23 protein-coding genes are annotated in these 21,452 nt (G+C 33.8%); 14 read left to right on the forward strand and 9 right to left on the reverse strand.

Translation table 11 applies throughout. The annotated features are described in order from the left end of the window. Nucleotides 1-7: 7 nt before the first annotated feature. The 3 genes from IEV84_RS06370 to IEV84_RS06380 all read right to left on the reverse strand — a co-directional run bounded on the left by IEV84_RS06370 (nucleotide 8) and on the right by IEV84_RS06380 (nucleotide 4,407). On the reverse strand, nucleotides 8-2,590 hold the full coding sequence (locus IEV84_RS06370) for a phosphoenolpyruvate carboxylase (protein ID WP_188493455.1): 2,583 nt from the start codon (nucleotides 2,588-2,590) through the stop codon (nucleotides 8-10). Between the two features lie 106 nt (nucleotides 2,591-2,696). Further along, on the reverse strand, nucleotides 2,697-3,176 hold the full coding sequence (locus IEV84_RS06375) for an Lrp/AsnC family transcriptional regulator (RefSeq protein ID WP_007139244.1): 480 nt from the start codon (nucleotides 3,174-3,176) through the stop codon (nucleotides 2,697-2,699). A gap of 76 nt (nucleotides 3,177-3,252) precedes the next feature. Next, entirely contained in the window at nucleotides 3,253-4,407 is a 1,155-nt protein-coding gene (locus IEV84_RS06380) for a M14 family metallopeptidase (RefSeq protein WP_188493456.1), read from the reverse strand. 314 nt (nucleotides 4,408-4,721) lie between these two features. On the opposite strand from IEV84_RS06380, the gene IEV84_RS06385 reads away from it, so the two are divergent. Then, on the forward strand, nucleotides 4,722-5,186 hold the full coding sequence (locus IEV84_RS06385; protein WP_188493457.1) for a helix-turn-helix domain-containing protein: 465 nt from the start codon (nucleotides 4,722-4,724) through the stop codon (nucleotides 5,184-5,186). Between the two features lie 63 nt (nucleotides 5,187-5,249). Here the strand turns inward: IEV84_RS06385 and IEV84_RS06390 are convergent, their stop codons facing one another. Further along, nucleotides 5,250-6,251, reverse strand: a complete 1,002-nt coding sequence (locus tag IEV84_RS06390; protein WP_188493458.1) for a hypothetical protein — start codon at nucleotides 6,249-6,251, stop codon at nucleotides 5,250-5,252. Between the two features lie 156 nt (nucleotides 6,252-6,407). On the opposite strand from IEV84_RS06390, the gene IEV84_RS06395 reads away from it, so the two are divergent. Continuing rightward, nucleotides 6,408-7,073, forward strand: a complete 666-nt coding sequence (locus IEV84_RS06395) for a spermidine synthase (protein WP_188493459.1) — start codon at nucleotides 6,408-6,410, stop codon at nucleotides 7,071-7,073. A 154-nt stretch (nucleotides 7,074-7,227) separates the two neighbouring features. Here IEV84_RS06395 and kdsB read toward each other — a convergent pair whose 3' ends face one another. The 5 genes from kdsB to IEV84_RS06420 form a co-directional block, all read right to left on the reverse strand. Further along, the gene (gene kdsB / locus IEV84_RS06400) at nucleotides 7,228-7,953 is read right to left on the reverse strand and encodes a 3-deoxy-manno-octulosonate cytidylyltransferase (protein ID WP_188493460.1); all 726 of its coding nucleotides are present in this window, start codon (nucleotides 7,951-7,953) and stop codon (nucleotides 7,228-7,230) included. A gap of 68 nt (nucleotides 7,954-8,021) precedes the next feature. Next, complete coding sequence (locus IEV84_RS06405) at nucleotides 8,022-8,948, reverse strand: restriction endonuclease (protein WP_188493461.1); 927 nt, start codon at nucleotides 8,946-8,948, stop codon at nucleotides 8,022-8,024. Nucleotides 8,949-9,105: 157 nt separating this feature from the next. Continuing rightward, nucleotides 9,106-10,182 carry a cytochrome d ubiquinol oxidase subunit II gene (gene cydB / locus IEV84_RS06410; protein ID WP_188493462.1) on the reverse strand — a complete coding sequence of 359 codons (1,077 nt, stop codon included), beginning with the start codon at nucleotides 10,180-10,182 and terminating at the stop codon, nucleotides 9,106-9,108. A gap of 3 nt (nucleotides 10,183-10,185) precedes the next feature. Continuing rightward, nucleotides 10,186-11,517, reverse strand: a complete 1,332-nt coding sequence (locus IEV84_RS06415; RefSeq protein WP_188493463.1) for a cytochrome ubiquinol oxidase subunit I — start codon at nucleotides 11,515-11,517, stop codon at nucleotides 10,186-10,188. Nucleotides 11,518-11,646: 129 nt separating this feature from the next. Further along, on the reverse strand, nucleotides 11,647-12,240 hold the full coding sequence (locus IEV84_RS06420; RefSeq protein WP_188493464.1) for an HD domain-containing protein: 594 nt from the start codon (nucleotides 12,238-12,240) through the stop codon (nucleotides 11,647-11,649). A 207-nt stretch (nucleotides 12,241-12,447) separates the two neighbouring features. On the opposite strand from IEV84_RS06420, the gene IEV84_RS06425 reads away from it, so the two are divergent. From IEV84_RS06425 to IEV84_RS06480, 12 genes are all read left to right on the forward strand, one after another. Then, on the forward strand, nucleotides 12,448-13,866 hold the full coding sequence (locus IEV84_RS06425; protein WP_188493465.1) for an MBL fold metallo-hydrolase: 1,419 nt from the start codon (nucleotides 12,448-12,450) through the stop codon (nucleotides 13,864-13,866). Between the two features lie 80 nt (nucleotides 13,867-13,946). Then, entirely contained in the window at nucleotides 13,947-14,165 is a 219-nt protein-coding gene (locus tag IEV84_RS06430; RefSeq protein WP_188493466.1) for a YgaP family membrane protein, read from the forward strand. Nucleotides 14,166-14,273: 108 nt separating this feature from the next. After that, nucleotides 14,274-15,110, forward strand: a complete 837-nt coding sequence (locus tag IEV84_RS06435; protein ID WP_188493467.1) for a methyltransferase domain-containing protein — start codon at nucleotides 14,274-14,276, stop codon at nucleotides 15,108-15,110. Further along, the gene (locus tag IEV84_RS06440) at nucleotides 15,107-15,313 is read left to right on the forward strand and encodes a hypothetical protein (protein ID WP_188493468.1); all 207 of its coding nucleotides are present in this window, start codon (nucleotides 15,107-15,109) and stop codon (nucleotides 15,311-15,313) included. The genes IEV84_RS06435 and IEV84_RS06440 overlap by 4 nt, the downstream gene beginning before the upstream one ends. Beyond that, complete coding sequence (trxA, locus tag IEV84_RS06445) at nucleotides 15,303-15,608, forward strand: thioredoxin (protein ID WP_066324348.1); 306 nt, start codon at nucleotides 15,303-15,305, stop codon at nucleotides 15,606-15,608. Before IEV84_RS06440 ends, trxA begins: the two co-directional genes overlap by 11 nt. Continuing rightward, the gene (locus IEV84_RS06450; RefSeq protein WP_188493469.1) at nucleotides 15,605-15,799 is read left to right on the forward strand and encodes a DUF6132 family protein; all 195 of its coding nucleotides are present in this window, start codon (nucleotides 15,605-15,607) and stop codon (nucleotides 15,797-15,799) included. The genes trxA and IEV84_RS06450 overlap by 4 nt, the downstream gene beginning before the upstream one ends. 58 nt (nucleotides 15,800-15,857) lie before the next feature. Then, nucleotides 15,858-16,451, forward strand: coding sequence for a TetR/AcrR family transcriptional regulator (locus tag IEV84_RS06455; protein ID WP_188493470.1), 594 nt, complete (start codon nucleotides 15,858-15,860; stop codon nucleotides 16,449-16,451). Continuing rightward, the gene (locus tag IEV84_RS06460; RefSeq protein ID WP_188493471.1) at nucleotides 16,448-17,707 is read left to right on the forward strand and encodes a TolC family protein; all 1,260 of its coding nucleotides are present in this window, start codon (nucleotides 16,448-16,450) and stop codon (nucleotides 17,705-17,707) included. The genes IEV84_RS06455 and IEV84_RS06460 overlap by 4 nt, the downstream gene beginning before the upstream one ends. Before the next feature lie 7 nt (nucleotides 17,708-17,714). Continuing rightward, nucleotides 17,715-18,590, forward strand: coding sequence for an HlyD family secretion protein (locus IEV84_RS06465; protein ID WP_188493472.1), 876 nt, complete (start codon nucleotides 17,715-17,717; stop codon nucleotides 18,588-18,590). 59 nt (nucleotides 18,591-18,649) lie between these two features. Beyond that, entirely contained in the window at nucleotides 18,650-19,561 is a 912-nt protein-coding gene (locus IEV84_RS06470) for an ABC transporter ATP-binding protein (RefSeq protein ID WP_188493473.1), read from the forward strand. 4 nt (nucleotides 19,562-19,565) lie between these two features. After that, nucleotides 19,566-20,300 carry an ABC transporter ATP-binding protein gene (locus tag IEV84_RS06475; RefSeq protein ID WP_188493474.1) on the forward strand — a complete coding sequence of 245 codons (735 nt, stop codon included), beginning with the start codon at nucleotides 19,566-19,568 and terminating at the stop codon, nucleotides 20,298-20,300. 12 nt (nucleotides 20,301-20,312) lie between these two features. Then, on the forward strand, nucleotides 20,313-21,419 hold the full coding sequence (locus tag IEV84_RS06480) for an ABC transporter permease (protein ID WP_188493475.1): 1,107 nt from the start codon (nucleotides 20,313-20,315) through the stop codon (nucleotides 21,417-21,419). Nucleotides 21,420-21,452: the final 33 nt, after the last annotated feature.

A 21,452-nucleotide genomic window follows, 5' to 3' on the forward strand; every position in this document is an offset into this window, starting at 1 on the left:
AAAACAATTAAGCTGAATTTCTACTTGCATTAGTGTTACCAAACAAAGAACGCATTACGATTTTCTCATATACTTTGATTAGCTTTTCATCCGGATTAGCTTCTTTGTTCAATTCGTTAATTCGTAACAAAGCATATTGTTGAATAGTCAATAATGGCAACACAATACGCTCTCTAACCTGAATGGAAGCCATTCCGTCAGGATAGTTTTCCATCAATTCTTTATGACCTGCGATTTTCAATAATAAGCGTTTTGTTTCTAAAAACTCATCGTAGATATTTTGCCAGAATTCTCCAAATTCAGGATCGTTTTTCATATAAGCTGTTAATGGGAAAAACGACTTAGCCAATGACATCATACTGTTTTCTAATAATGTTTTGAAAAACAACGAACTATCATACAGTCCCTGAACTTTTTCCCACTGATTGGTATCCTCAAAATGTTTCAAAGCAGCTCCAACTCCGTAAAAACCAGGAACGTTTTGTTTTAATTGGCTCCATGATCCAACAAATGGAATTGCTCTTAAATCTTTAAAATCTAATTTTTCAGATTTACTTCTTTTAGAAGGACGACTTCCAATATTCGTTTTTGCATAATATTTCAACGTACTCATTTTTTCTAAGTACGGAATAAATTTATCATGATTTTTAAAGCTCAAATATTTTTCATATCCTAATTCTGACAATTGTGTCATCACTTCTTTATCCTCATCAGATAATTTATTTAAGTCTTTATTAAACACCTGGTTAGTAACACCCGCACTTAATAAGTTTTCTAAATTATAACGACAGGAATCTAAAGTTCCAAAATTAGAACTGATAGTTTGTCCCTGAACTGTAACCTGAATTTCTTTGTTTTCAATATTTGGACCTAAAGAAGCATAGAATTTATGTGTTTTTCCTCCTCCACGAGCCGGTGGTCCACCACGTCCATCAAAGAAAATAACTTTAATTCCATATTTTCTGGACATGGCCGTAAGCTGTTCTTTAGCCTGATAAATACTCCAGTTGGCCATTAAATAACCACCATCTTTTGTACCATCAGAGAATCCAAGCATGATAGTTTGTTTCATTCCTCTGCTTGCAACATGCGCAGCATAAACCGGATTGGTATATAATTGCTCCATCACATTATGTGCATTTTGCAAATCATCAACTGATTCAAATAAAGGCACAATATCCACTGAAGGGAATTCCCAGTTGTTTAATCTGAACAAAGCAAATGCTTCTAAAACATTTACTGCATTTTCATTATTACTGATGATATAACGGTTAGCTCCTAACTCGCCATTACAATCCTGAATTTGTCGGATGGCACGAATAGACTCCAGAGTCGATTTGGTCATTTCATTTTTAAAGTCCTCCGGATTCAAATCGCCTTTTGCATTGGCAAGAACATCAATTTTTTCTGTCTCCGATAATTCGTAGTAATTTTTAGGAAAAACGTCTTTACCTTCGGCTAAATAAAAATCAAATACATCTTTAAATACAGCATCGTGAATCTTACTGTTTTGACGAATATCTAAAGTTGCAAAATGGAATCCAAACAGGTTTATTTTGATAAGCAACGCCTCTAATTCATCCAAATACAGTGATTGATGTTGCTCAACAATAATTGTTTTAATCTTAATTAACTGCGCTTTAAATTCCTCTAAGGTAATATAGATTTCACCTCTGGAATAAAAAACTGAACGGTACAGTTTATTTTCAAGTTCAGCAACTAAAACATCAACACCTGGGAACGTTAACTTTCTTTTTAAGTCTCTCATTTCAAAATAATAACATTTTAAAATAGAAGTTCTTAAACGATCAGCCACTTTCAGGGTAATATCTGTAGTTACGAACGGGTTACCATCTCGGTCACCTCCCGGCCAGAATCCAAGTTGGATAATAGGATTTTTAATTCCTTCTGGAGAAATATTAGTTTCCAAATAATGCATCATATCACCGGCGGTGTTATAAAATACATTTTCTAAGTACCAAATCAAACTTACTGCTTCGTCAAAAGGATTTGGTTTTTCATTTTTGATAAACGGAGTTTTTCCTAACTGAGCTAAAAGCTGTTTGATTTGAAGCAGGTTGTTATCACGAATTGCCTGAGTCAAATCGTTTATAATTCCTAATACAGCACCAGGATAAAACTGTGTAGGATGCGCTGTTAAAACAGGTCTTACATTAAAATTTTCCAGAAATTCAACTAATTCTTCATTTTTCCCTCTGGCATCGGCTTTTTCTTTAATATCTCTTAAAGAACCACGTCCCTCCATATTATTTACAATAGGAAATGCAGCGTCTTCTATAGCATCAAACAATACAATTTGACGTTCAATGTACTGGATAAAACGAAACATTAAATCGATTTTATCAGCTTCTACGTCAGTATGTAAATATTTTTTAGAGAAAAACTCAAATATTTCCTTTGGTGTTTCCATTTTTCTAAAACCTGTTTCACAAACTTCTGTGAACAAAGGCAGTAAAGCACCTGTATTGTCTATAGAATCAAAAGGTAAAGTAATGAAAACGCTGTTGTAAATATTATATTTAGAAAGAACATTTTGTTTAAAACGTTCAATTTTAGGGAGCGTGTACATAAATTATTGTTGAATTATTTAGTTAATTTTATCGTTGTTTTTGAAAAAAAATAACCCCAAGAATCAACTTGAGGTATTATTTTAAAATAACATTCAAGTTCTTAGATTACATATTTTTGAAGATAGTGTGCATCAAACGCTTCTTGTCGTTGATACTTTCTTCAAGAGAAATCATAGTCTCAGTTCTGTAAACACCATCAATATCGTCAATCATAAAGATCACATCCTTAGCATGTTTAGTGTCTTTAGCTCTGATTTTACAGAAAATATTAAATTTTCCTGTAGTCACAGAAGCAACAGTTACGAATGGAATTTCATTAATGCGTTGTAAAACAAACTTAGTTTGAGAAGTGTTATTTAAAAACACACCTACGTAAGCAATAAATGAATAACCCAACTTGTCATAATCAAGAACCAATGAGGATCCCATTATAATACCTGCGTCTTCCATCTTTTTAACTCTAACGTGGACTGTTCCTGCAGAAATCAATAATTTTTTAGCGATATCTGTAAACGGAACTCTCGTATTGTCTATCAACATGTCTAATATCTGATGATCTACTTCATCTAAACGGAACTTACTCATATTTCTTTAATTATATTATTAATTATCATTTTAAAGCATAAAAATATACATTAAATTGATAAACTCGCACAAAAAATTACTTTTTTATCAATCCATTAACAAAATTAAGTTTTTTATCCAAACAAAAATTTGCTTTTTGATCTAATTTAGGAACATTTTCACCACCATCTTCATAAAGAGCCTCCTGAGCATCATACACTTCATGACCAAAAAATCCATCTAAATCATCAATCTTAGCTACATAAGTGTTAAATTGAATTTTCCCATCAATCAACTCTTCCTTATACTGTGCAGCAAAATTCGTTATTTTTTCAATACCGTCATAATTTATTTTAACCTTTTTGTATATAAAATCATAAAAAACGACTTTATTTTGAGGAATATTCAAATAATCCTCTGTTCTATTAATTTCTATAACGTTTTCGTTAAGCATTGTGAAACTTGAAACTAAAGCCATAAAAATATATTTTCGGGTAATTTCTCTCTGATAATCGCCCGGAAAATGACCTGCTTCAAATAGAATTGTTGGCACTCCTAAATACTGAAAAGTATCTCCTATGCAATTGATATTAAACGAATCATCGAATCTACCGATTTGCCCCGGAATAAATTGCTGTAAAACAGCATTCATTCCGGCGATTAAATTAATTGCTTTTTGTCTTGAATCATTGATTTCTCTTTCTTCATTATAAGAAGGCGCTAAAAACGATACTGTTGCTGGTTTTCCGGTATCAGACACGCCAAAAATAGTACGCTGATCATGAAGATTATAACAAAAATCAGGTTTGAACTCCTCAAAAACAGCTCTTAAAATCCTGCTTTCCGGCTGAGTTAAATCCTGAGAATCTCTATTCAAATCAATTTCATTCGCATTAGCACGAGTATATAAAGTAGCTCCGTCAGGATTCAACATTGGCAAACAACAAAAAGTAAAACTTTCCAGAAAACGTTTCGCCAAATCAGAACCACTATGCAACAGATTTAAAAAATCAAACAAGGCCTTTGTAGTTGTACTTTCGTTTCCGTGCATTTGAGACCAAAGATAAATTTTAGTCTTTCCGGTACCAATAACATATTTATAAATTGGCCTTCCCTGAACTGATTCGCCAACAATGGAAAGTTGATTATCAGTATTCATTCTTTTTAATATCGGTTCAATTGACTCTAAAGTCAAATACCTGCCTTCAATCGTTTTTTCCTTACTGTCAAGAAACAACTGCTCTAAATTCATAATCTAAAAATATTTGATTTACAAAAGTAAACATCTTTATTTTTACATTTGTAAACAACAAAGATGACAGTATTTTTAATATTGTAAACAATCACTAATACTCTTTCAATTCTGATTTACTTTCGAAAGTTAACAAATGTCATCTATATTTAATTAAATATTTAACAGCTTTGTTTTTCAGTGTTTTAAATATTGTAATATAAAGTTTTATTTCACACAAATAACGCTAAAAAGTATTGTTTACAGCTGTAAATTTGCTGTTTTAGTTACTTTTATTTACATTTGTAATACTTTGTTTTAAATTATAATTTACAATGGTAAACACTGATGATTTTATTAAAAGACTTGAAATGATACTGGATTATTACGGCATCAATGCTTCAGCATTTGCCGATAAAATTGGCGTGCAACGTTCCAGTTTGTCTCACCTGCTTTCAGGGAGAAACAAACCCAGTTTGGATTTTATCCTCAAAATTATGGACGTTTATCCAGATGTTGATTTGTATTGGATTTTAAATGGAAAAGGCACTTTTCCTAAAAATAACGCAATAACAACTGATTCAGAACCAAAAATTGCCACCGCTCCTATTCTAGCTCCGACGAACCCAAATCCAGTAATCCCTGAAGACTTATTTTCGGTCAATATTACAGAAGAAAAAAAAGCAACTTCTATGCAGCATTCTCCGGGTGAAATAATAAATAACAACCATGAAAAAGATATTGAAAAAATAGTATTTTTCTATAAAGACGGAACTTTTAAAACCTTCAAGCCAAATTAAAAAAATAGCCCTAAATGCTTTTTAATTACATTTAGAGCTATTAAAAACAAGTAAAACCTACTCTTACTTTCTTATAACAAATATTGAGGTAACTCCTGCTTCTGTTCTTACAGTCAATGGAGTAGCATCTCCTGAAATTGTAGCTCTGGCAAAACTCAAAACCTTTCCTCCTCCATTCAACCGTTCCGCAACATAAGCTATGTCTGTAGCGTAGTCATAAGCTACATCTACAGGGTTTCCTAATTGTGAATTAGGCCCATAAATACGTATTTGATTACTCGTACTAATAGTTCCCATATTAGCTGTTGAGGCAAAAACACTCATAAAATTTTTGATAAAAATCAATCCTCCATCAGAGTCAGAAGCAGCAGCCCCAACATCCGTAAGTACCATTACATTATCTTTAGCCGAATAACTAATTCCATGTGTTCTTACGAGTCCCTCAATGGTAACGCGTTTAGTAGCGGTAATTGCTCCCGATGCGTTACTCATAATATTCTTAAACTGTACAATATCACCCGTTAGATCAACTACTGCGTACAAATCATTTCCTTCCATGTGTATTCCCCACAATTTGAAATTAACGGTATAAGAATTTAAAAGCATAAAACCAGTGGCAGTTTTTTTGTAAACCAATAATTTATTTACCAATCCATTTGAAGCCGATTCGTCCTGAGCAACAATAATTTTATCTCCAGAAACTGCTGTTTCTCTTGCATTGGTAAAATCTAAATTAGAACCATTCAAAGACAGACTTAAGGATACCGAACCCGATGCTGCTGCAGCTTTAACACCTGAATAAGCTTCCAGCCTGTTATTAGTACGTGAAGCTACAATAAGAGTATCCGTCTTAGGATTATACGAAACACCTTCTGCATCTAAAGAAGAAATAGTAAACGATTTTACCATTGCATTTGGCTCTAATAAATTAACATAAGTTACTTTTCCTGAAGTATTACTTGATGTTACTAATGTCAATTCGGGATTACTTACAGGAGCATCATCATTATCACAGGAAACAAATGCCATTGCTACAACAGCACAAGAGAAGAATAGATTTTTCATAACTATAATTTTAAAGTTTATTCCATTTACGAAAAAAACAATTTCCCGGTTTTAAAAAAATCTATTTTTTTTATAAAAAAAATCCGTTCTCTTTTTTAATAATAAAAGCTATAATTTAAAAATATAAAAAGCTATTTTTGAGAAAAAACCTATTTCATGCTCAAACGATTACTCAGCTATTTCTACCCTATAAAAATTCACACCCAAAAATCGACTTTAAGTCAGTCTCTGGAAATAACCTGGGCCAACGGTAATTTAGTTATGGATTCGGAAAACACGAATTATTCGTATGGGAGTTTACAGCGGATTTTAAAATTGGGCTTGAAAAATATTGGCTTTGCCAAAATAAAAAAAATGGAATCCATCTTGGTGCTTGGCGTTGCCGGAGGAAGCGTTATCAAAACGCTGGTTGATGAAATCCAATTTAAGGGAAATATTACAGGAGTTGAAATTGATGCCGAAATTATCAAAATGGCTAATCAGTATTTCAAACTGGATGAAATGAAACAGCTTCAAATTGTAATAGACGACGCTTTTGAATTTGTTTTGAAAACCAAAGAAAAATACAATCTCATCATTATTGATGTTTTTCAGGATACCAAAATGCCAAATTTTCTTTTTGAATCTTTCTTTATCAATCGCGTTTGTTTTTTGCTGAAAAGCAAAGGATTTATTCTTTTTAACACCATGCTTTTAAATAATGCGGAGAATCTTCGCAATCAAAAGTTGATTGACGAATTTAAATCCGAAAATTTTTCAATTAAAACCATTCCCAGAGTTGAAAAACACAACGAACTGATTGTCATTGAAAAATTGACTTAAAAAATTAGCCACGAATTCACTAATTTAATTTTTTTCAATTCTTTTTTAATTTCACAAATTCTACTTTTAGCTATTAGTGAAATAGCAATCTGACTTTTGTTAAATTCAGATTTAATGTAAAAAATCGTGAATTCGTGGCTAAAAAATTTGAGTATTAAACAATCTTTCTTGCTTTTTCCAAGTCTTCTTTCGTGTCAATACCAATTCCGGCATGAGTGGTTTCGACCATTTTAATTTGTTTTCCAAATTCCAAATAACGTAATTGTTCCAGTTTTTCAGAAGCTTCTAAAGATTTCATTGGCAAATGATAAAAATCCAATAAAGCCTGTTTTCTAAAAGCATAAACTCCGATGTGTTTCATATAACGAACACCTACATTTTGCTCTCTTGGATACGGAATTACCGAACGTGAAAAATACAACGCAAAATTATTTTGGTTCACCACCACTTTCACATTATTCGGATTGTTTATTTCTTCCTCTTCTTTGATTTCATACATCAACGAAGCCAAATCAACTTTTTTATCCACGTCATTTTTAAAAACTTCAATAACCTCTTTCAAAGGTTCGGCATTGATGAAAGGTTCGTCTCCTTGTACATTGATGACAATATCAACATCAAGACTTTCCACCGCTTCAGCAATTCGGTCACTCCCCGATTCATGTTCTTTGATACTCATAATGGCTTTTCCGCCATGAGCTGTAATTTCATCAAAAATTAAGTTCGAATCCGTTACCACAAAAACATCGTCAAATAAATTAGTATTTACTGCGGCTTGATAGGTTCTTAAAATGACTGTTTTTCCTCCCAAATCCTGCATTAATTTAGCGTGAAATCTGGTTGAGGCGTAACGTGCGGGAATGACTGCTATTATTTTCATTTGATATTTATTTTGCCAAAGGCAGAAAGTGGCAAAGATATATTTTTTAAGTAATTAACAATATGATTCTATTCGTCTTTCATCGAATCCCAAAAATCAGCATCAAGTTTTTTAATTTCGATTGTTTGCTCTATTTGCATTCCGAGACCATAATCGTATATATATTCTGCTAATTCCTTTCCATCAATTAAAACTATTGTGGTTGAACCATTCAAGCTATTAACGTAATCAATTGCTCCTTTCGAATAATATGATGTGGTAATGAAAACTCCTTTGTTAGATTGAGCAACAGCTAAAGCTCCAACAAACTTTTGGATTTCTTCTCTTCCAATACAATTTTCTACTTTATATCTTTTGGCTTGAATGTGTATTCTTCCAAACCCAAGTACATCTTCTTTTATAATACCATCAATTCCTCCATCATTTGACAATTTTGTAACCAAACCCGAATTTTCAATTTCTCCACCATAACCCATTTTTTGAAGAAGCATCACTACTAATTTCTCAAATGAAACCGGTGTTTTCAATAAAATAGTATCAATAATATCGGAATACACAGAATCTCGAATATTTGCGAAAGAAGAATATAAAATTTCTTGAGGTGTAAGTTCTGAAGTTGTTTCTACAACGCTAACTAAATTACCAATATTTTTTTTCTTTTGTTTATTAGGCTCTCTTATTTCTAATTGCTTTTCTATATAAGAATTTATTTTACTAGGTGTACTAAGTAAATTTATTCCTATTTGATTTATTTTATATATTCCTCTTTTAGGCTTATCCAAAAGACCTCCCATATTTAAATAACTCAAAGCCCAAGATATACGATCATAAAAAATATAACCATTTCCAGACGGATATATTTCATTAATTTCTTGTTCAGAAAGATTAAAATATTTAGACAATGGCTCAACAAAATCTCGAAGTCTCATTGTTTCGTTTTTCAATAATAATTGCATTGCAGGAATCCTAATTTCATCATGCTTCGGTATAGCCATTTATTTATTTCAAGATTTATAGATTAGTTTCTGAATATTTTCAGAATTATTTTTCAAATATATGATTTTTTACTAAAAATCTTATACAATATCACTCGAAGTCATACTCCCCAAAAAAACATTTTTTCATTAAACAAATACTGTAAGACTAGCAAAATCAATGTTCCCCATAACCTACATCGTCCATTTTACCATTAAACACTTTGTATTGAATGATAAAATAACCAATAACCAAAGCCAAAGCAATAGCGAACCAATACACCCCTACTGACAAAGCATAATCTTCATTAGCAACATTATAAATTGTTAAAGATGGATTTATTTTGTTTATTGAAGGCAAGACTTCCGGGAAAATGGAAGCAGTTGTCGAAGTAAATCCGCCCACGAGGAAAAGACTCGAAAACAGAAATCCTGTTCCGTCTTTTTTAAACGTTCTGACTTTAAATAATCCAAACAAACCTATGAAACAGATTAAAGGAAAAATAAAAAGTAACGGATTATCCAGAAAATTATGAAAAGGTTCTTTCTCGATAATATGCCAAACAGAAAGGGAAACAATTACGAGTGCCAACAGCACAAAATTTAATTTATAAACCACCTCCTTTAATTGGGCATTTAAAGATGAATTTGTTTTAAAAATAATCCAATTGGCGCCATGAATCATCAAAGCCACCACACTCACCACACCCAGAAAAAGTGTAAACCAGTCAATAATTCCGAGTTCGGTGGCTTCCGGACTGAATGTAGGATTCCATAATGGAAGGAAGAAAAAATGCGGTTCCTGAGTAGCAACTCCATTAGTTACCATACCGAGATTAACCCCACGAACGACATTCCCTAAAGCCATCCCGAAAAACAAAGCCAATAACAAACTGGCTATTCCAAAGGCTTTATCCCAAACTGCTTCCCACATGTGATTGTGAATTTGTCCGCGCAATTCTAAGCCAACAGCCCTAAAAATCAACAACCACAAAATCATCATCAACGGCAGATAAAATCCACTAAACGAAGCCGCATACAAGGTTGGAAAAGCATAAAACAAAATACCTCCTGCGGCAATCAGCCATACTTCATTGGCATCCCAAAAGGGTCCAATCGCATTCGTAATTGCTTTTTTATCTTTTTCAGTTTTAGCAAAAAACAAGTGAATGATTCCCGCTCCAAAATCGTAACCATCCAGCACCAAATAAGTAGCCAAAATGCCTATTAACACAACATACCAAAAGAATTCCATAGTTTATTTTTTTACTGGTTCCGGACCATGATAAATAATTTTTCCAACTAAAATCGCAAACAACATTCCTAACAACGCATACAAACCAACAAATCCCATTAGCGTAAATAAGGTATTTCCTGAAGAAACTGTTGGTGAAGCCCCATCGGCAGTGCGCAATAAATCATACACTAACCAAGGTTGTCGTCCTAATTCTGCGGTGTACCAACCTGTAATATTAGCGATATATGGAAATGGCATTAAGAACATAAAAGCACACAAAAGCCATTTGGTTTGAAATAATTTATTTCGAGTCAATTGAAAAGCTGCCAATAACATCACACCTATAAAAAGCGTTCCTAAGCCCACCATAATGTGATAGGCATAATACAAACCGGAAATATTGGTAGGATGCTTGTCTATCGCAAACTGATCCAATCCTTTCACTTCGGTATCCCAATTTCCATAAGTTAGAAAACTCAACACATTAGGCACAGCAATCTTATTATCCAGTTTTTTGTCTTTTACATCGGGTTGTCCTATCAATACAATTTCGGCTCCTTTTTTCTCAGTATGAAAAATTCCTTCCATCGCTGCAAATGTTACCGGCTGGTGTTTCACCACGTTTTTAGCCAATAAATCGCCTGTAGGCATGGCAACAATAATACTCGAAATCAATCCGAAAACCACTCCGGTTTTCAAAAACAATTTTCCGTAAGACACATTTTTGTTCAATAAAATATAAAAAGCGCCTATTCCTGCTACTACAAAAGAACTGGTAACCATAGACGCCATTTGATTGTGTAAATATGAAGGCCACAACCACTCATTAGTAAACAAAGCCGAGAAATTAGTCAATACAAATTTCCCGTTAGCCAACATCTCATACCCCACAGGATGCTGCATCCAGGAATGAGTAGCAATAATTAGAAATCCGCTCGCCCATGAGCCCAGACAAATCAGCAATCCGGTTACAAAATGCCATCGGTGACCGAGGATTTTTTCACCAAATAAAAACATTCCTAAAAAAGAAGATTCTAAAAAGAAAGAGAACATCCCTTCCATAGCCAGAGTTTGCCCAATAATCCCGCCTGTCAATTCAGAAAATTTAGCCCAATTGGTTCCAAACTGAAATTCCATTGGGATTCCCGTAACCACACCCATAGCAAAATTGAGTGCAAAAATACGCATCCAGAAATGCGTTGCCTTGTTATAATGTGGGTCATTGGTTTTTAAAAATTTCCATTTGAAATAAACAATGATTAACGAAAGTCCCATTGTTAGTTGCGGAAATAAATAGTGAAAAGTAATGGTGAACGCAAATTGCATTCGGTCATAAAAGAGCATTTCTTCCATAAGTGGTAGTTTGTTTATGAAGTCCCACAAAATTACCCATTATAACCCGAATTGACATCCTTTTAAAAGAAATTATCCCCGGATATTTATTAAACTTTTCAACAATTCTAAAATTTTACATCAGAACTATTATTCGTCTTTTAAAATTCCTTTCGCTACACTTTCGTTAATCAATCCTTCCGCATAATTCCACAAGCTTTTTGAACCTTCTTTTATAACACTCTTTTTTTCGTAAACTTTTTTATACCCCACTCCAAACTCTTTCCAGGTTCCTCCATTGTTTGAAGTATTTTGTAACAAAGGTTCTAATCTGTCCATGGCTTTGGCAAACTTGGCTTCGTTAGTTTCACCTGCCTCAAATTCTTCCCAAACAGCAATCAATTCCTCAGCTTGTTCCTTTGGCAATAAGCCAAAAATACGATTCGCTGCCAATCGTTCTTCATCAGTATTCGAATGATTTTTTTGTGAATCGTAAATAAAAGTATCTCCGGCGTCAATCTCAACTATATCGTGTATCAAAACCATTTTTAACACTTTCAAAACATCAATGGGTTCATCAGAATGTTGGGCTAATACAATCGCCATTAAAGCCAAATGCCAGCTGTGTTCAGCATCGTTTTCATTGCGGTCACTGTTAAATAACTTCGTTTTTCGCTGAATGTATTTTACTTTATCAATTTCTTTTATAAAAGCAATTTGATTCAATAAGTCTGCTGAATTCATATTATAGATGGTTTTAGTAAAACTGTAAAATTACAAAATGCTTTTTCCTTAATCAAATTACACTTTTCGTCTTTGATTTAGTATTCTAATCCCTATTTCTTTTTAAAATATTCCTTTCTAAAAAAAGCTATTTTCTGTAACTTTAGTCACTATATCCCGCTCAGGCAAACTTTATCTTTGCTATATCAAATTAAAAAAATCATTTTTATGAAAATCGAACAAATATATACCGGATGTCTGGCTCAGGGAGCTTATTATATTACTTCTAATGGTGAAGCAGCAATTATTGACCCACTACGTGAAGTACAACCTTACTTAGAGCGTTTAGAGCGTGACAATGTAAAACTAAAATACATTTTTGAAACTCATTTCCATGCTGATTTCGTTTCGGGACATGTGGATTTGAGTAAAGCAACAGCTGCTCCAATTGTTTACGGACCAACTGCCCAGCCTGAATTTGACGCTATAATTGCTACTGATGGTCAGGAATTTGCAATAGGAACTATTAAAATAAAAGTTTTGCACACACCGGGACATACGATGGAAAGTACTACTTATTTATTAGTTGACGAAAATGGAAATCAACATGCCATTTTCTCCGGAGACACTTTGTTTATTGGTGATGTTGGTCGTCCTGATTTGGCTCAAAAAGCCGCTCACATGACTCAGGAACAATTAGCAGCTACATTATACCATTCGTTAAGAGACAAAATCATGACTCTGCCGGATGATGTAATTGTATATCCTGCGCATGGTGCCGGAAGTGCCTGTGGTAAAAATATGAGTAAAGAAACCGTTTCAACTATTGGTAACCAAAAAGTAACTAATTATGCTTTGAGAGCTAACATGACCGAAGCTGAATTTATCAAAGAAGTAACCGACGGATTATTGCCTCCACCTGCTTATTTTGGAATGAATGTAGCAATGAACAAACAAGGCTACGAAAGTTTTGAATCGGTTTTAAACCACGGAATGAAAGCTATTCCTGCAAAAGATTTTGAAGCTGTTGCCGAAGATTCAGGAGCATTAATTTTAGACACCCGTAAAAACTCGGAGTTTGCCAAAGGTTTTATTCCGCAATCTATCAATATTGGGATTGAAGGCGATTTTGCTCCATGGGTTGGTGCTTTAATTGCCGACGTAAAACAGCCTATTATTTTAGTTACCGAAATCGATCAGGAAGAAGAAACAGTAACCCGCCTGAGTCGTGTAGGTTTTGACAACATCATTGGTCATCTTGAAGGCGGTTTTAAAGCCTGGCAGGAAGCAGGATTTGAAATTGACAGTATCAACAGAATTTCTGCAGAACAATTTTCACGTGAAGTAAAAATTGGCGAAAGCAAAATTATCGATGTCCGTAAAGAAAGTGAATATGCCGCTGAACATGTTGAAGAAGCTTTTTCAAAACCTTTGGCTTATATCAACGATTGGATAAAAGACATTAATCCTCAGGAAAATTTTTACCTTCATTGTGCCGGCGGATACCGAAGCATGATTGCTGCATCCATTTTGCAGGCCAGAGGTTTTAGAAATTTTACTGAAATTGAGGGTGGTTTTAATGCCATTGCAAAAACCTCAATTCCTAAAACTGATTTTGTGTGCCAAAGCAAAACATTAAACAATTAATTTATTGATTTTTAGCCAATTAATCCTTAAATTTATAGTATGATTTGCATGTGTTTTTAACCTTTTAAATTCTAGAAATCATGAAACATAATATAGGAAAAACCGACAAAACAATCCGTGTAATTATTGCTGTAGCTATAATGACATTGTATTTTACAGGCAATGTTGCCGGAAATTTAGGAATTGCATTAATGGCCTTTGCTGTAATTTTATTAATTACTGTAGGAATCAATTTTTGCCCGTTCTACACACCCTGGGGAATTGATACTTACAAAAAGAACAAAGAAAAATTAAGCTAATTCAATGCTTGAATCAAAAAGATAAACTAAGACAGGTTTTGAGCTACAAAAAATAGTTTTTATAGCTCTGTATAATTATGTCTTTGAATATCATAAAAAAAAATATTTATGAATACCGAACAATGCTGTACCACATTTTGCGACAATCCCTTAGATCAAAAGTACTGGGATGCACAATACAAAGCCCGGGCAACAGGATGGGATTTGGGCGCAATTGCCCCTCCTATTAAAAACTTTATCGACTCATTATCGAATAAAAAATCCCGCATTTTAATTCCGGGATGCGGCAATACTTATGAAGCAGAATATCTTTTAGAAAAAGGATTTACCAATATTACAGTGATTGATATTGCACCAACATTAGTGTCTTTACTACAACAAAAATTTACAGACAATCAAAATATAAAAATTGTTTTAGGCGATTTTTTTGAACACAAAGGAGAATATGATATCATTATTGAACAAACTTTTTTCTGCGCATTACCTCCTTTTTTACGTCAAAAATACGTTTGGAAAATGCACCAGCTTATAGCTGACAAAGGAATTCTTGCCGGCTTATTATTCAATCGGACTTTTGAAGTGAGTCCTCCTTTTGGCGGAAGCCAAACCGAATACGAACTGCTTTTTAAAAAGGCTTTTGATTTTATAAAATTGGAAATGGCTAAAAACTCGGCTGAACCAAGAAAGGATTCAGAGTTGTATTTCGAGTTTAGAAAGAATAATTCAGTTAAGGTTCAGCTTTATACCTTTGAAGGTATTACTTGCAGCGGCTGCATGGAAACCGTATCTGCAAAGTTTCAGGCTATTGATGGCGTTTTAAATGCAAGCATGAGTACTGATTTTTCTGAAGTGTTAATTGTTAGTAAAGAAGAAATTCCGTTACAGGAACTACAAAAAGTAGTTTCTTATGATAAAAAATATAAAATAGTAGCAATACAATCATGAAACAACTCCTTTTTGCAAACTGGCATATCATGCGATGGATTCGCTTACTATTCGGATTATTTTCCCTGCAGCAAGCCTTTCAATATGGTGAAATACTTTTCGGTCTAATGGCTGCATTTTTCCTGTTTCAGGCTATTTTTAATACAGGATGTAGTTTAAACGGATGTACAATACCTAAAAAAACAAATAAAGATGAACAGTAATTTTGACCAATTAATACAATCTGAAAAACCTATTTTAGTTGACTTCTTTGCTACCTGGTGCGGACCATGCAAAATGTTAAGTCCCATTTTAAAAGAAGTAAAAGACCAATTAGGAGAACAAATTTCGATAATAAAAATTGATGTGGACAAAAATCAACAAATTGCCGCACAGTATCAGGTACGCGGTGTTCCTACGATGATTTTATTCCAAAACGGAAAACAATTATGGAGACAATCAGGCGTAGTAGATAAAAACACCATTGTAAATATTATTTTGGAAAAAAGAATGAAATGAACAAAAAAGCTTTAATAATAACACTCACCGGAATAATCCTTGGTGCCATCGGCGGTTATTTGTATTACAAATATGTGGGATGCATCACAGGCACTTGCGTAATCACTTCCAGACCTTTAAACGCAACACTTTACGGTGCTTTAATAGGAGGATTATTAGTCAACTCTCTAATAAAAAAAGAAAAAAAGTAATTCAATTGCTTTTTTTTATACCTTTATTAACCAAAAGGTTAAACCAAACAGTTAAACAATGTCCACCGAAGAAAAAATATTCAATGCAGCCCGGATTGTCTTCCAAAAAAAAGGATTCGCCGGAGCACGTATGCAGGAAATAGCAGATGAGGCAGGAATCAATAAAGCCATGCTGCATTATTGTTTTAAAAACAAACAGCAACTCTTCGAAGCCGTTTTCATGAAAGCTTTCAGTCAGCTGGCACCTCAAATCAATACTATTTTTAATTCGGAAAAATCGGTTTTTGAAAAAATAACTCAGTTTACCCATGATTATATTTCGTTTGTAATTGAAAATCCTTTTTTGCCCCAATTTGTCATTCAGGAAATGAACAACAATCCTGAGTTTGTCATGTCCTTTCTTAATCATGCAAACAGACCCAATCCTACTTTACTTATTGCACAAATTGAAAAAGAAATCCAAACAGGAATTATAAAACCAATCCAACCCAAACAACTCCTATTGGATATTTTTTCGATGACCGTTTTCCCTTTTGCCGCTCAAATTATGGTAAAAGGAATACTTCATTTATCTGATACCGAATTCAAACAAATGATGGAAGAACGAAAAACGATTATAGCACAGGAAATCATTAATTCGATAAAAAAATGAGACCAATCAACTTCATATTATTGCTATTCTTAGTCCCTTTTTTAGCATTGGCACAGCAAAAAATATCCTTAGAGGATTGCTATGATTTAGCCAATAAAAACTACCCTTTGGCCAAACAAAATCAATTCTTATCCCAAAAAAAAGATTTGGAATTACAAACACTTTCAAAAGATTATCTTCCTAAAATCGATTTGAATGCACAAGCTACCTATCAATCGGATGTTACGCAAGTGCCTGTAAAAATTCCAAATTCGACTATAAATCCATTGAATAAAGACCAATACCGAGCAACGCTGGACATCAATCAAATTATCTACAATGGCGGCTTGCAAGAAGTCAACAATACAATTAAAGAAACACAAACAAAAGTACAGCAACAACAACTTAGTGTTAATTTGTACCAACTTAAAAGCAGAATTAACCAACTCTATTTTTCGATATTTCTTTTACAGGAACGTACTGCTATTTTATTCGCCAAACGCGAACAATTACAATCTAAAATTGCCGAAGTAAAAACGGGAGTTAAATTTGGAGCATTACTACCTGCATCCGAAAAAGTTTTAGAAGCCGAAGAGTTAAAAATCCAACAACAACTTAGCGAAATCAAATTTGACAAAAAAAGAGCATTAGAAAATCTTTCAATACTTACCGCTTCACCATTGGACGAAAACACTACTCTACTTAAACCCACGCTAAACTTAGATATAAATTCTAAAAACAACAGACCGGAATTGCAATTATTTGATTTACAAAACGAGCAAATTGAAATTTCTAAAACAGCAATCAGTAAAAATAATTTACCCAAATTAAAAGCTTTTGGTCAGGCGGGCTACGGAAATCCGGGATTAAACATGCTCGACAATTCCTTTCAGACTTTTTATATGGTAGGCTTGAAAGCCAATTGGAATGTATTTGATTGGAATAAATCAAAAACAGATAAAGAAATACTTTCTGTTTCTGAAAATATTATTGCTGCCGAAAAAGAAACTTTTTTACTAAACAACAACATACAATTGCAGGAAATGAACAATGAAATTCAAAAACTCGAAGAAATTATCAGTTCTGATTTAGAAATCATTGCGTTGAGAGAAACCGTTTTAAAATCATCGGACGCCCAACTTAAAAATGGAGTCATCACCGCATCAGACTATATTGTGGAATTCACCAATTTGTATGAGGCCAAAACCAATTATAAGTTACATGAAATCCAATTGCTTTTAGCAAAAGCCAATTATAACATCACAAAAGGAAACTAAAACTATCATGAAAAGAGCAATTATACTACTGATTTTTAGCAGCTTGATTTCTTGTAATAAAGAAAATGAAAAAGCCGATGGTTACGGCAATTTTGAAGCTACCGAAGTCACAATTTCGGCTGAAGCCAATGGGAAAATACTATCGTTTGCTGTCGAAGAAGGTATTATTTTAGAACCCAACACCCAGGTGGGATTGATTGACACAACCCAGTTATACCTGAACAAACAGCAATTAATAGCTACTAAAAACACCATTTTTTCGAAATCAAAAAATGTGTTGTCACAAAACAGCGTGCTACAGGAACAGCTCAAAACTACTTTGATTGAGCAAAAAAGAATCAAAAACATGTTTGCCGAAAATGCCGCAACCCTGCGACAAATAGACGAAATCAATGGAAAAGTCAATGTACTGAAAGAACAGATAAAAAGTGTAGGAACCCAGAATGCTCCTATTACCAATGAAGCCCGATCGATTGATGCTCAAATTGAAAAAATCAATGACCAAATTCAGAAATCCAACATTATCAATCCGATAAAAGGAACGGTCTTAGCCAAATATGCTGAACCAAATGAGGTAACTGTTTTTGGAAAACCATTGTATAAAATTGCCGATATTTCTGAAATGACATTGCGCGTTTATGTAAGCGAAACCCAATTGCCACAACTAAAAATAGCCCAAAAAGTCAATGTGAAAATAGATGCTGAAAAAGAAATGAAAAGCTATCAAGGAACGATTTCATGGATTTCTCCTTCGGCAGAATTCACTCCAAAAGTAATTCAAACCAAAGAAGAACGCGTGAATCTGGTGTATGCTGTAAAAATAAAAGTAAAAAACGATGGCAGCCTGAAAATAGGAATGCCGGCCGAAATGTGGATTCATTAGGTTGATTGTTTGCTGTTGATAGTTTATAGTTTCCATTGTTATTGAAATTGCCATTAATTATGAGTATCCGGGTCCAAAATATTTCTAAATCCTACAAAAATACTGTAGCTGTTTCTAATATTTCTTTTGATGTAAAAGAAGGAGAATTATTTGGACTCATTGGCCCTGATGGAGCCGGAAAAACGACTCTTTTTAGAATTCTGACCACTGTTTTACTGGCTAACGAAGGAACGGCAAACGTTGCCGGCTTTGATGTAATAAAAGATTATAAGGCAATTCGAAATCATATTGGCTATATGCCCGGAAAATTTTCTTTGTATCAGGATTTGACTGTGGCAGAAAACCTCGATTTTTTTGCTACTATTTTCGGAACAACACTCGAAGAAAACTACGAATTAATTCAGGAGATTTACATCCAGATTGAACCTTTTAAAGACCGAAAAGCAGGCGCCCTTTCGGGTGGAATGAAACAAAAATTAGCACTTTGCTGCGCCTTAATTCATAAACCTAAAGTTTTATTTCTGGACGAACCCACCACGGGCGTTGACCCGGTTTCAAGAAAAGAATTTTGGGAAATGTTGAAACGCTTACAGCAAAAAGGAATCAGCATTTTGGTTTCGACACCATACATGGACGAAGCCGCCTTATGCGACCGGATCGCACTGATTCAAAAAGGTCGTATTTTAAAAATTGATTCTCCGGAGAATATTATTTCGAAATACAACAAAACCATTTATAATATTCGAACAAAAAACACACATCAATTAATTCAGGATTTAAAAAAGTATCCCAGTCAATACAGCATTTATGCTTTTGGAGAATTCATTCATTATATCGACCAAAACAAGGATTTCGATGCAAATAAATTGGAAAATTATCTAAAAGAACGCGGTCATACTGAAATAAGCATTAGCATTTCTAAAACATCTATCGAAGATGTTTTCATGGATTTAACTACCTTAAACCAATAACATTGTGAGTCAGGAAAAAATCATAGCGGTAAAAAACCTCAGCAAGAAATTTGGCAATTTCATAGCTGTTAATGACATTTCTTTTGACGTTTACAAGGGAGAAATTTTCGGTTTCCTTGGAGCCAATGGTGCCGGAAAAACAACCGCTATGAAAATGCTCATTGGGATTTCCAAACCAACTTCGGGCGAAGCCGTAGTGGCTGATTTTGATGTGAATTTCCAAGCCGAAATGGTCAAGAAAAACATTGGCTACATGAGTCAGAAATTTTCCATGTATGATGATTTAACCATCAAAGAAAACATTACTTTTTTTGGCGGAATCTACGGTTTAAGCCGAAATCAGATTAAAGAAAAAACAGCCCAATTAATTAGTGATTTAGGACTTGAAAATGAATTAAACAAACTCGTTGGCGATTTGCCCTTAGGCTGGAAACAAAAACTTTCTTTTTCGGTTGCCTTGTTGCACGAACCCAAGATTGTTTTTCTGGATGAACCCACTGGCGGAGTTGATCCTATCACGAGAAGACAATTCTGGGAAATGATTTATGCCGAAGCCCACAAAGGAACTACCATTTTTGTCACCACACATTATATGGATGAAGCCGAATACTGTGACCGTGTTTCCATTATGGTCGAAGGAAAAATTGAAGCTTTGGAATCTCCCAAAAATTTAAAACAGCAATACAAGGTAACTTCCATGAACGAAGTATTTTTAAAATTAGCCCGAAATGTTGAATAAAAACAAAATAGTATGAAACGCTTTCTTGGCTTTATAAAAAAAGAATTTTACCACATCTTTAGAGACAAACGCTCGATGTTTATTCTCTTTGGGATGCCTATTGCCCAGATTATGTTGTTTGGTTTTGCCATTACTAATGAAATCAACAATGTAAACATTGCCATTTTGGATAAATCCAAAGACAGCGAAACTCAAAAAATCATCAATAAAATCAGTGCTTCGAAGTATTTTCATATTGAAGAAACCATCAACAGCGAATCGCAAATACAATCCATATTCGAAAAAGGGAAAGTCAAAGCAGTCGTTATTTTCGAGAATCATTTCAGCAAAAACCTGCAAACTTCAAAACAAGGAAAAGTACAAATCATCACTGATGCCACCGACCCGAATATTGCCAATACAATCACCAATTACACCAATGCCATATTGCTAAATTACATTCAGGAAGTCAATAAAACGAATATTCCAACCTATTCTATTGACACCCAAACTCAATTGTATTACAATCCTGAATTAAAAGGGGTTTTTACCTTTGTTCCCGGAGTAATGACGGTAATTTTGATGTTAGTTTCAGCGATGATGACTTCCATATCCATTACCAGAGAAAAAGAACTGGGAACGATGGAAGTATTACTTGTTTCACCACTAAATCCATTACAGGTTATCTTAGGAAAAGTATTCCCCTATGTTTTTCTTTCAATAATCAATGCCACTGTGATTGTCATTTTAGGCGTATTTGTCTTTGGAATGCCCATTCAGGGAAGTTTGTTTTTATTGGCCGCCGAAAGTATCCTTTTCATCATAACAGCACTTTCATTGGGAATCCTAATTTCGAATATTGCCCAGACACAACAAACCGCAATGATGATGTCCTTAATGGGATTAATGCTTCCTGTAATTATCTTATCCGGATTTATTTTTCCTATTTCGAGTATGCCGCTCCCTTTGCAAATTATCAGCAATATTATCCCGGCCAAATGGTTTATCATCATCATCAAAGCCATCATGCTCAAAGGAGCCACTATTGATATTATTTGGAAAGAAACCCTGATTCTTATAGGAATGACTTTGTTTTTCATTCTGCTAAGTATCAAAAAATATAAAATCAGACTGGAATAAACAAAGAAGAAAGAGAAAAGATTATAGAAAATA

Origin of the sequence: Flavobacterium palustre, from assembly GCF_014639535.1 — a bacterium.
Lineage (GTDB): Bacteria > Bacteroidota > Bacteroidia > Flavobacteriales > Flavobacteriaceae > Flavobacterium > Flavobacterium palustre.

Coding starts and splice junctions, on each gene's coding strand:
- IEV84_RS06370 (WP_188493455.1), bottom strand. CDS start 2,590: ATGTACACGCTCCCTAAAATTGAACGTTTTAAACAAAATGTTCTTTCT.
- IEV84_RS06375 (WP_007139244.1), bottom strand. CDS start 3,176: ATGAGTAAGTTCCGTTTAGATGAAGTAGATCATCAGATATTAGACATG.
- IEV84_RS06380 (WP_188493456.1), bottom strand. CDS start 4,407: ATGAATTTAGAGCAGTTGTTTCTTGACAGTAAGGAAAAAACGATTGAA.
- IEV84_RS06385 (WP_188493457.1), top strand. CDS start 4,722: ATGGTAAACACTGATGATTTTATTAAAAGACTTGAAATGATACTGGAT.
- IEV84_RS06390 (WP_188493458.1), bottom strand. CDS start 6,251: ATGAAAAATCTATTCTTCTCTTGTGCTGTTGTAGCAATGGCATTTGTT.
- IEV84_RS06395 (WP_188493459.1), top strand. CDS start 6,408: ATGCTCAAACGATTACTCAGCTATTTCTACCCTATAAAAATTCACACC.
- kdsB (WP_188493460.1), bottom strand. CDS start 7,953: ATGAAAATAATAGCAGTCATTCCCGCACGTTACGCCTCAACCAGATTT.
- IEV84_RS06405 (WP_188493461.1), bottom strand. CDS start 8,948: ATGGCTATACCGAAGCATGATGAAATTAGGATTCCTGCAATGCAATTA.
- cydB (WP_188493462.1), bottom strand. CDS start 10,182: ATGGAATTCTTTTGGTATGTTGTGTTAATAGGCATTTTGGCTACTTAT.
- IEV84_RS06415 (WP_188493463.1), bottom strand. CDS start 11,517: ATGGAAGAAATGCTCTTTTATGACCGAATGCAATTTGCGTTCACCATT.
- IEV84_RS06420 (WP_188493464.1), bottom strand. CDS start 12,240: ATGAATTCAGCAGACTTATTGAATCAAATTGCTTTTATAAAAGAAATT.
- IEV84_RS06425 (WP_188493465.1), top strand. CDS start 12,448: ATGAAAATCGAACAAATATATACCGGATGTCTGGCTCAGGGAGCTTAT.
- IEV84_RS06430 (WP_188493466.1), top strand. CDS start 13,947: ATGAAACATAATATAGGAAAAACCGACAAAACAATCCGTGTAATTATT.
- IEV84_RS06435 (WP_188493467.1), top strand. CDS start 14,274: ATGAATACCGAACAATGCTGTACCACATTTTGCGACAATCCCTTAGAT.
- IEV84_RS06440 (WP_188493468.1), top strand. CDS start 15,107: ATGAAACAACTCCTTTTTGCAAACTGGCATATCATGCGATGGATTCGC.
- trxA (WP_066324348.1), top strand. CDS start 15,303: ATGAACAGTAATTTTGACCAATTAATACAATCTGAAAAACCTATTTTA.
- IEV84_RS06450 (WP_188493469.1), top strand. CDS start 15,605: ATGAACAAAAAAGCTTTAATAATAACACTCACCGGAATAATCCTTGGT.
- IEV84_RS06455 (WP_188493470.1), top strand. CDS start 15,858: ATGTCCACCGAAGAAAAAATATTCAATGCAGCCCGGATTGTCTTCCAA.
- IEV84_RS06460 (WP_188493471.1), top strand. CDS start 16,448: ATGAGACCAATCAACTTCATATTATTGCTATTCTTAGTCCCTTTTTTA.
- IEV84_RS06465 (WP_188493472.1), top strand. CDS start 17,715: ATGAAAAGAGCAATTATACTACTGATTTTTAGCAGCTTGATTTCTTGT.
- IEV84_RS06470 (WP_188493473.1), top strand. CDS start 18,650: ATGAGTATCCGGGTCCAAAATATTTCTAAATCCTACAAAAATACTGTA.
- IEV84_RS06480 (WP_188493475.1), top strand. CDS start 20,313: ATGAAACGCTTTCTTGGCTTTATAAAAAAAGAATTTTACCACATCTTT.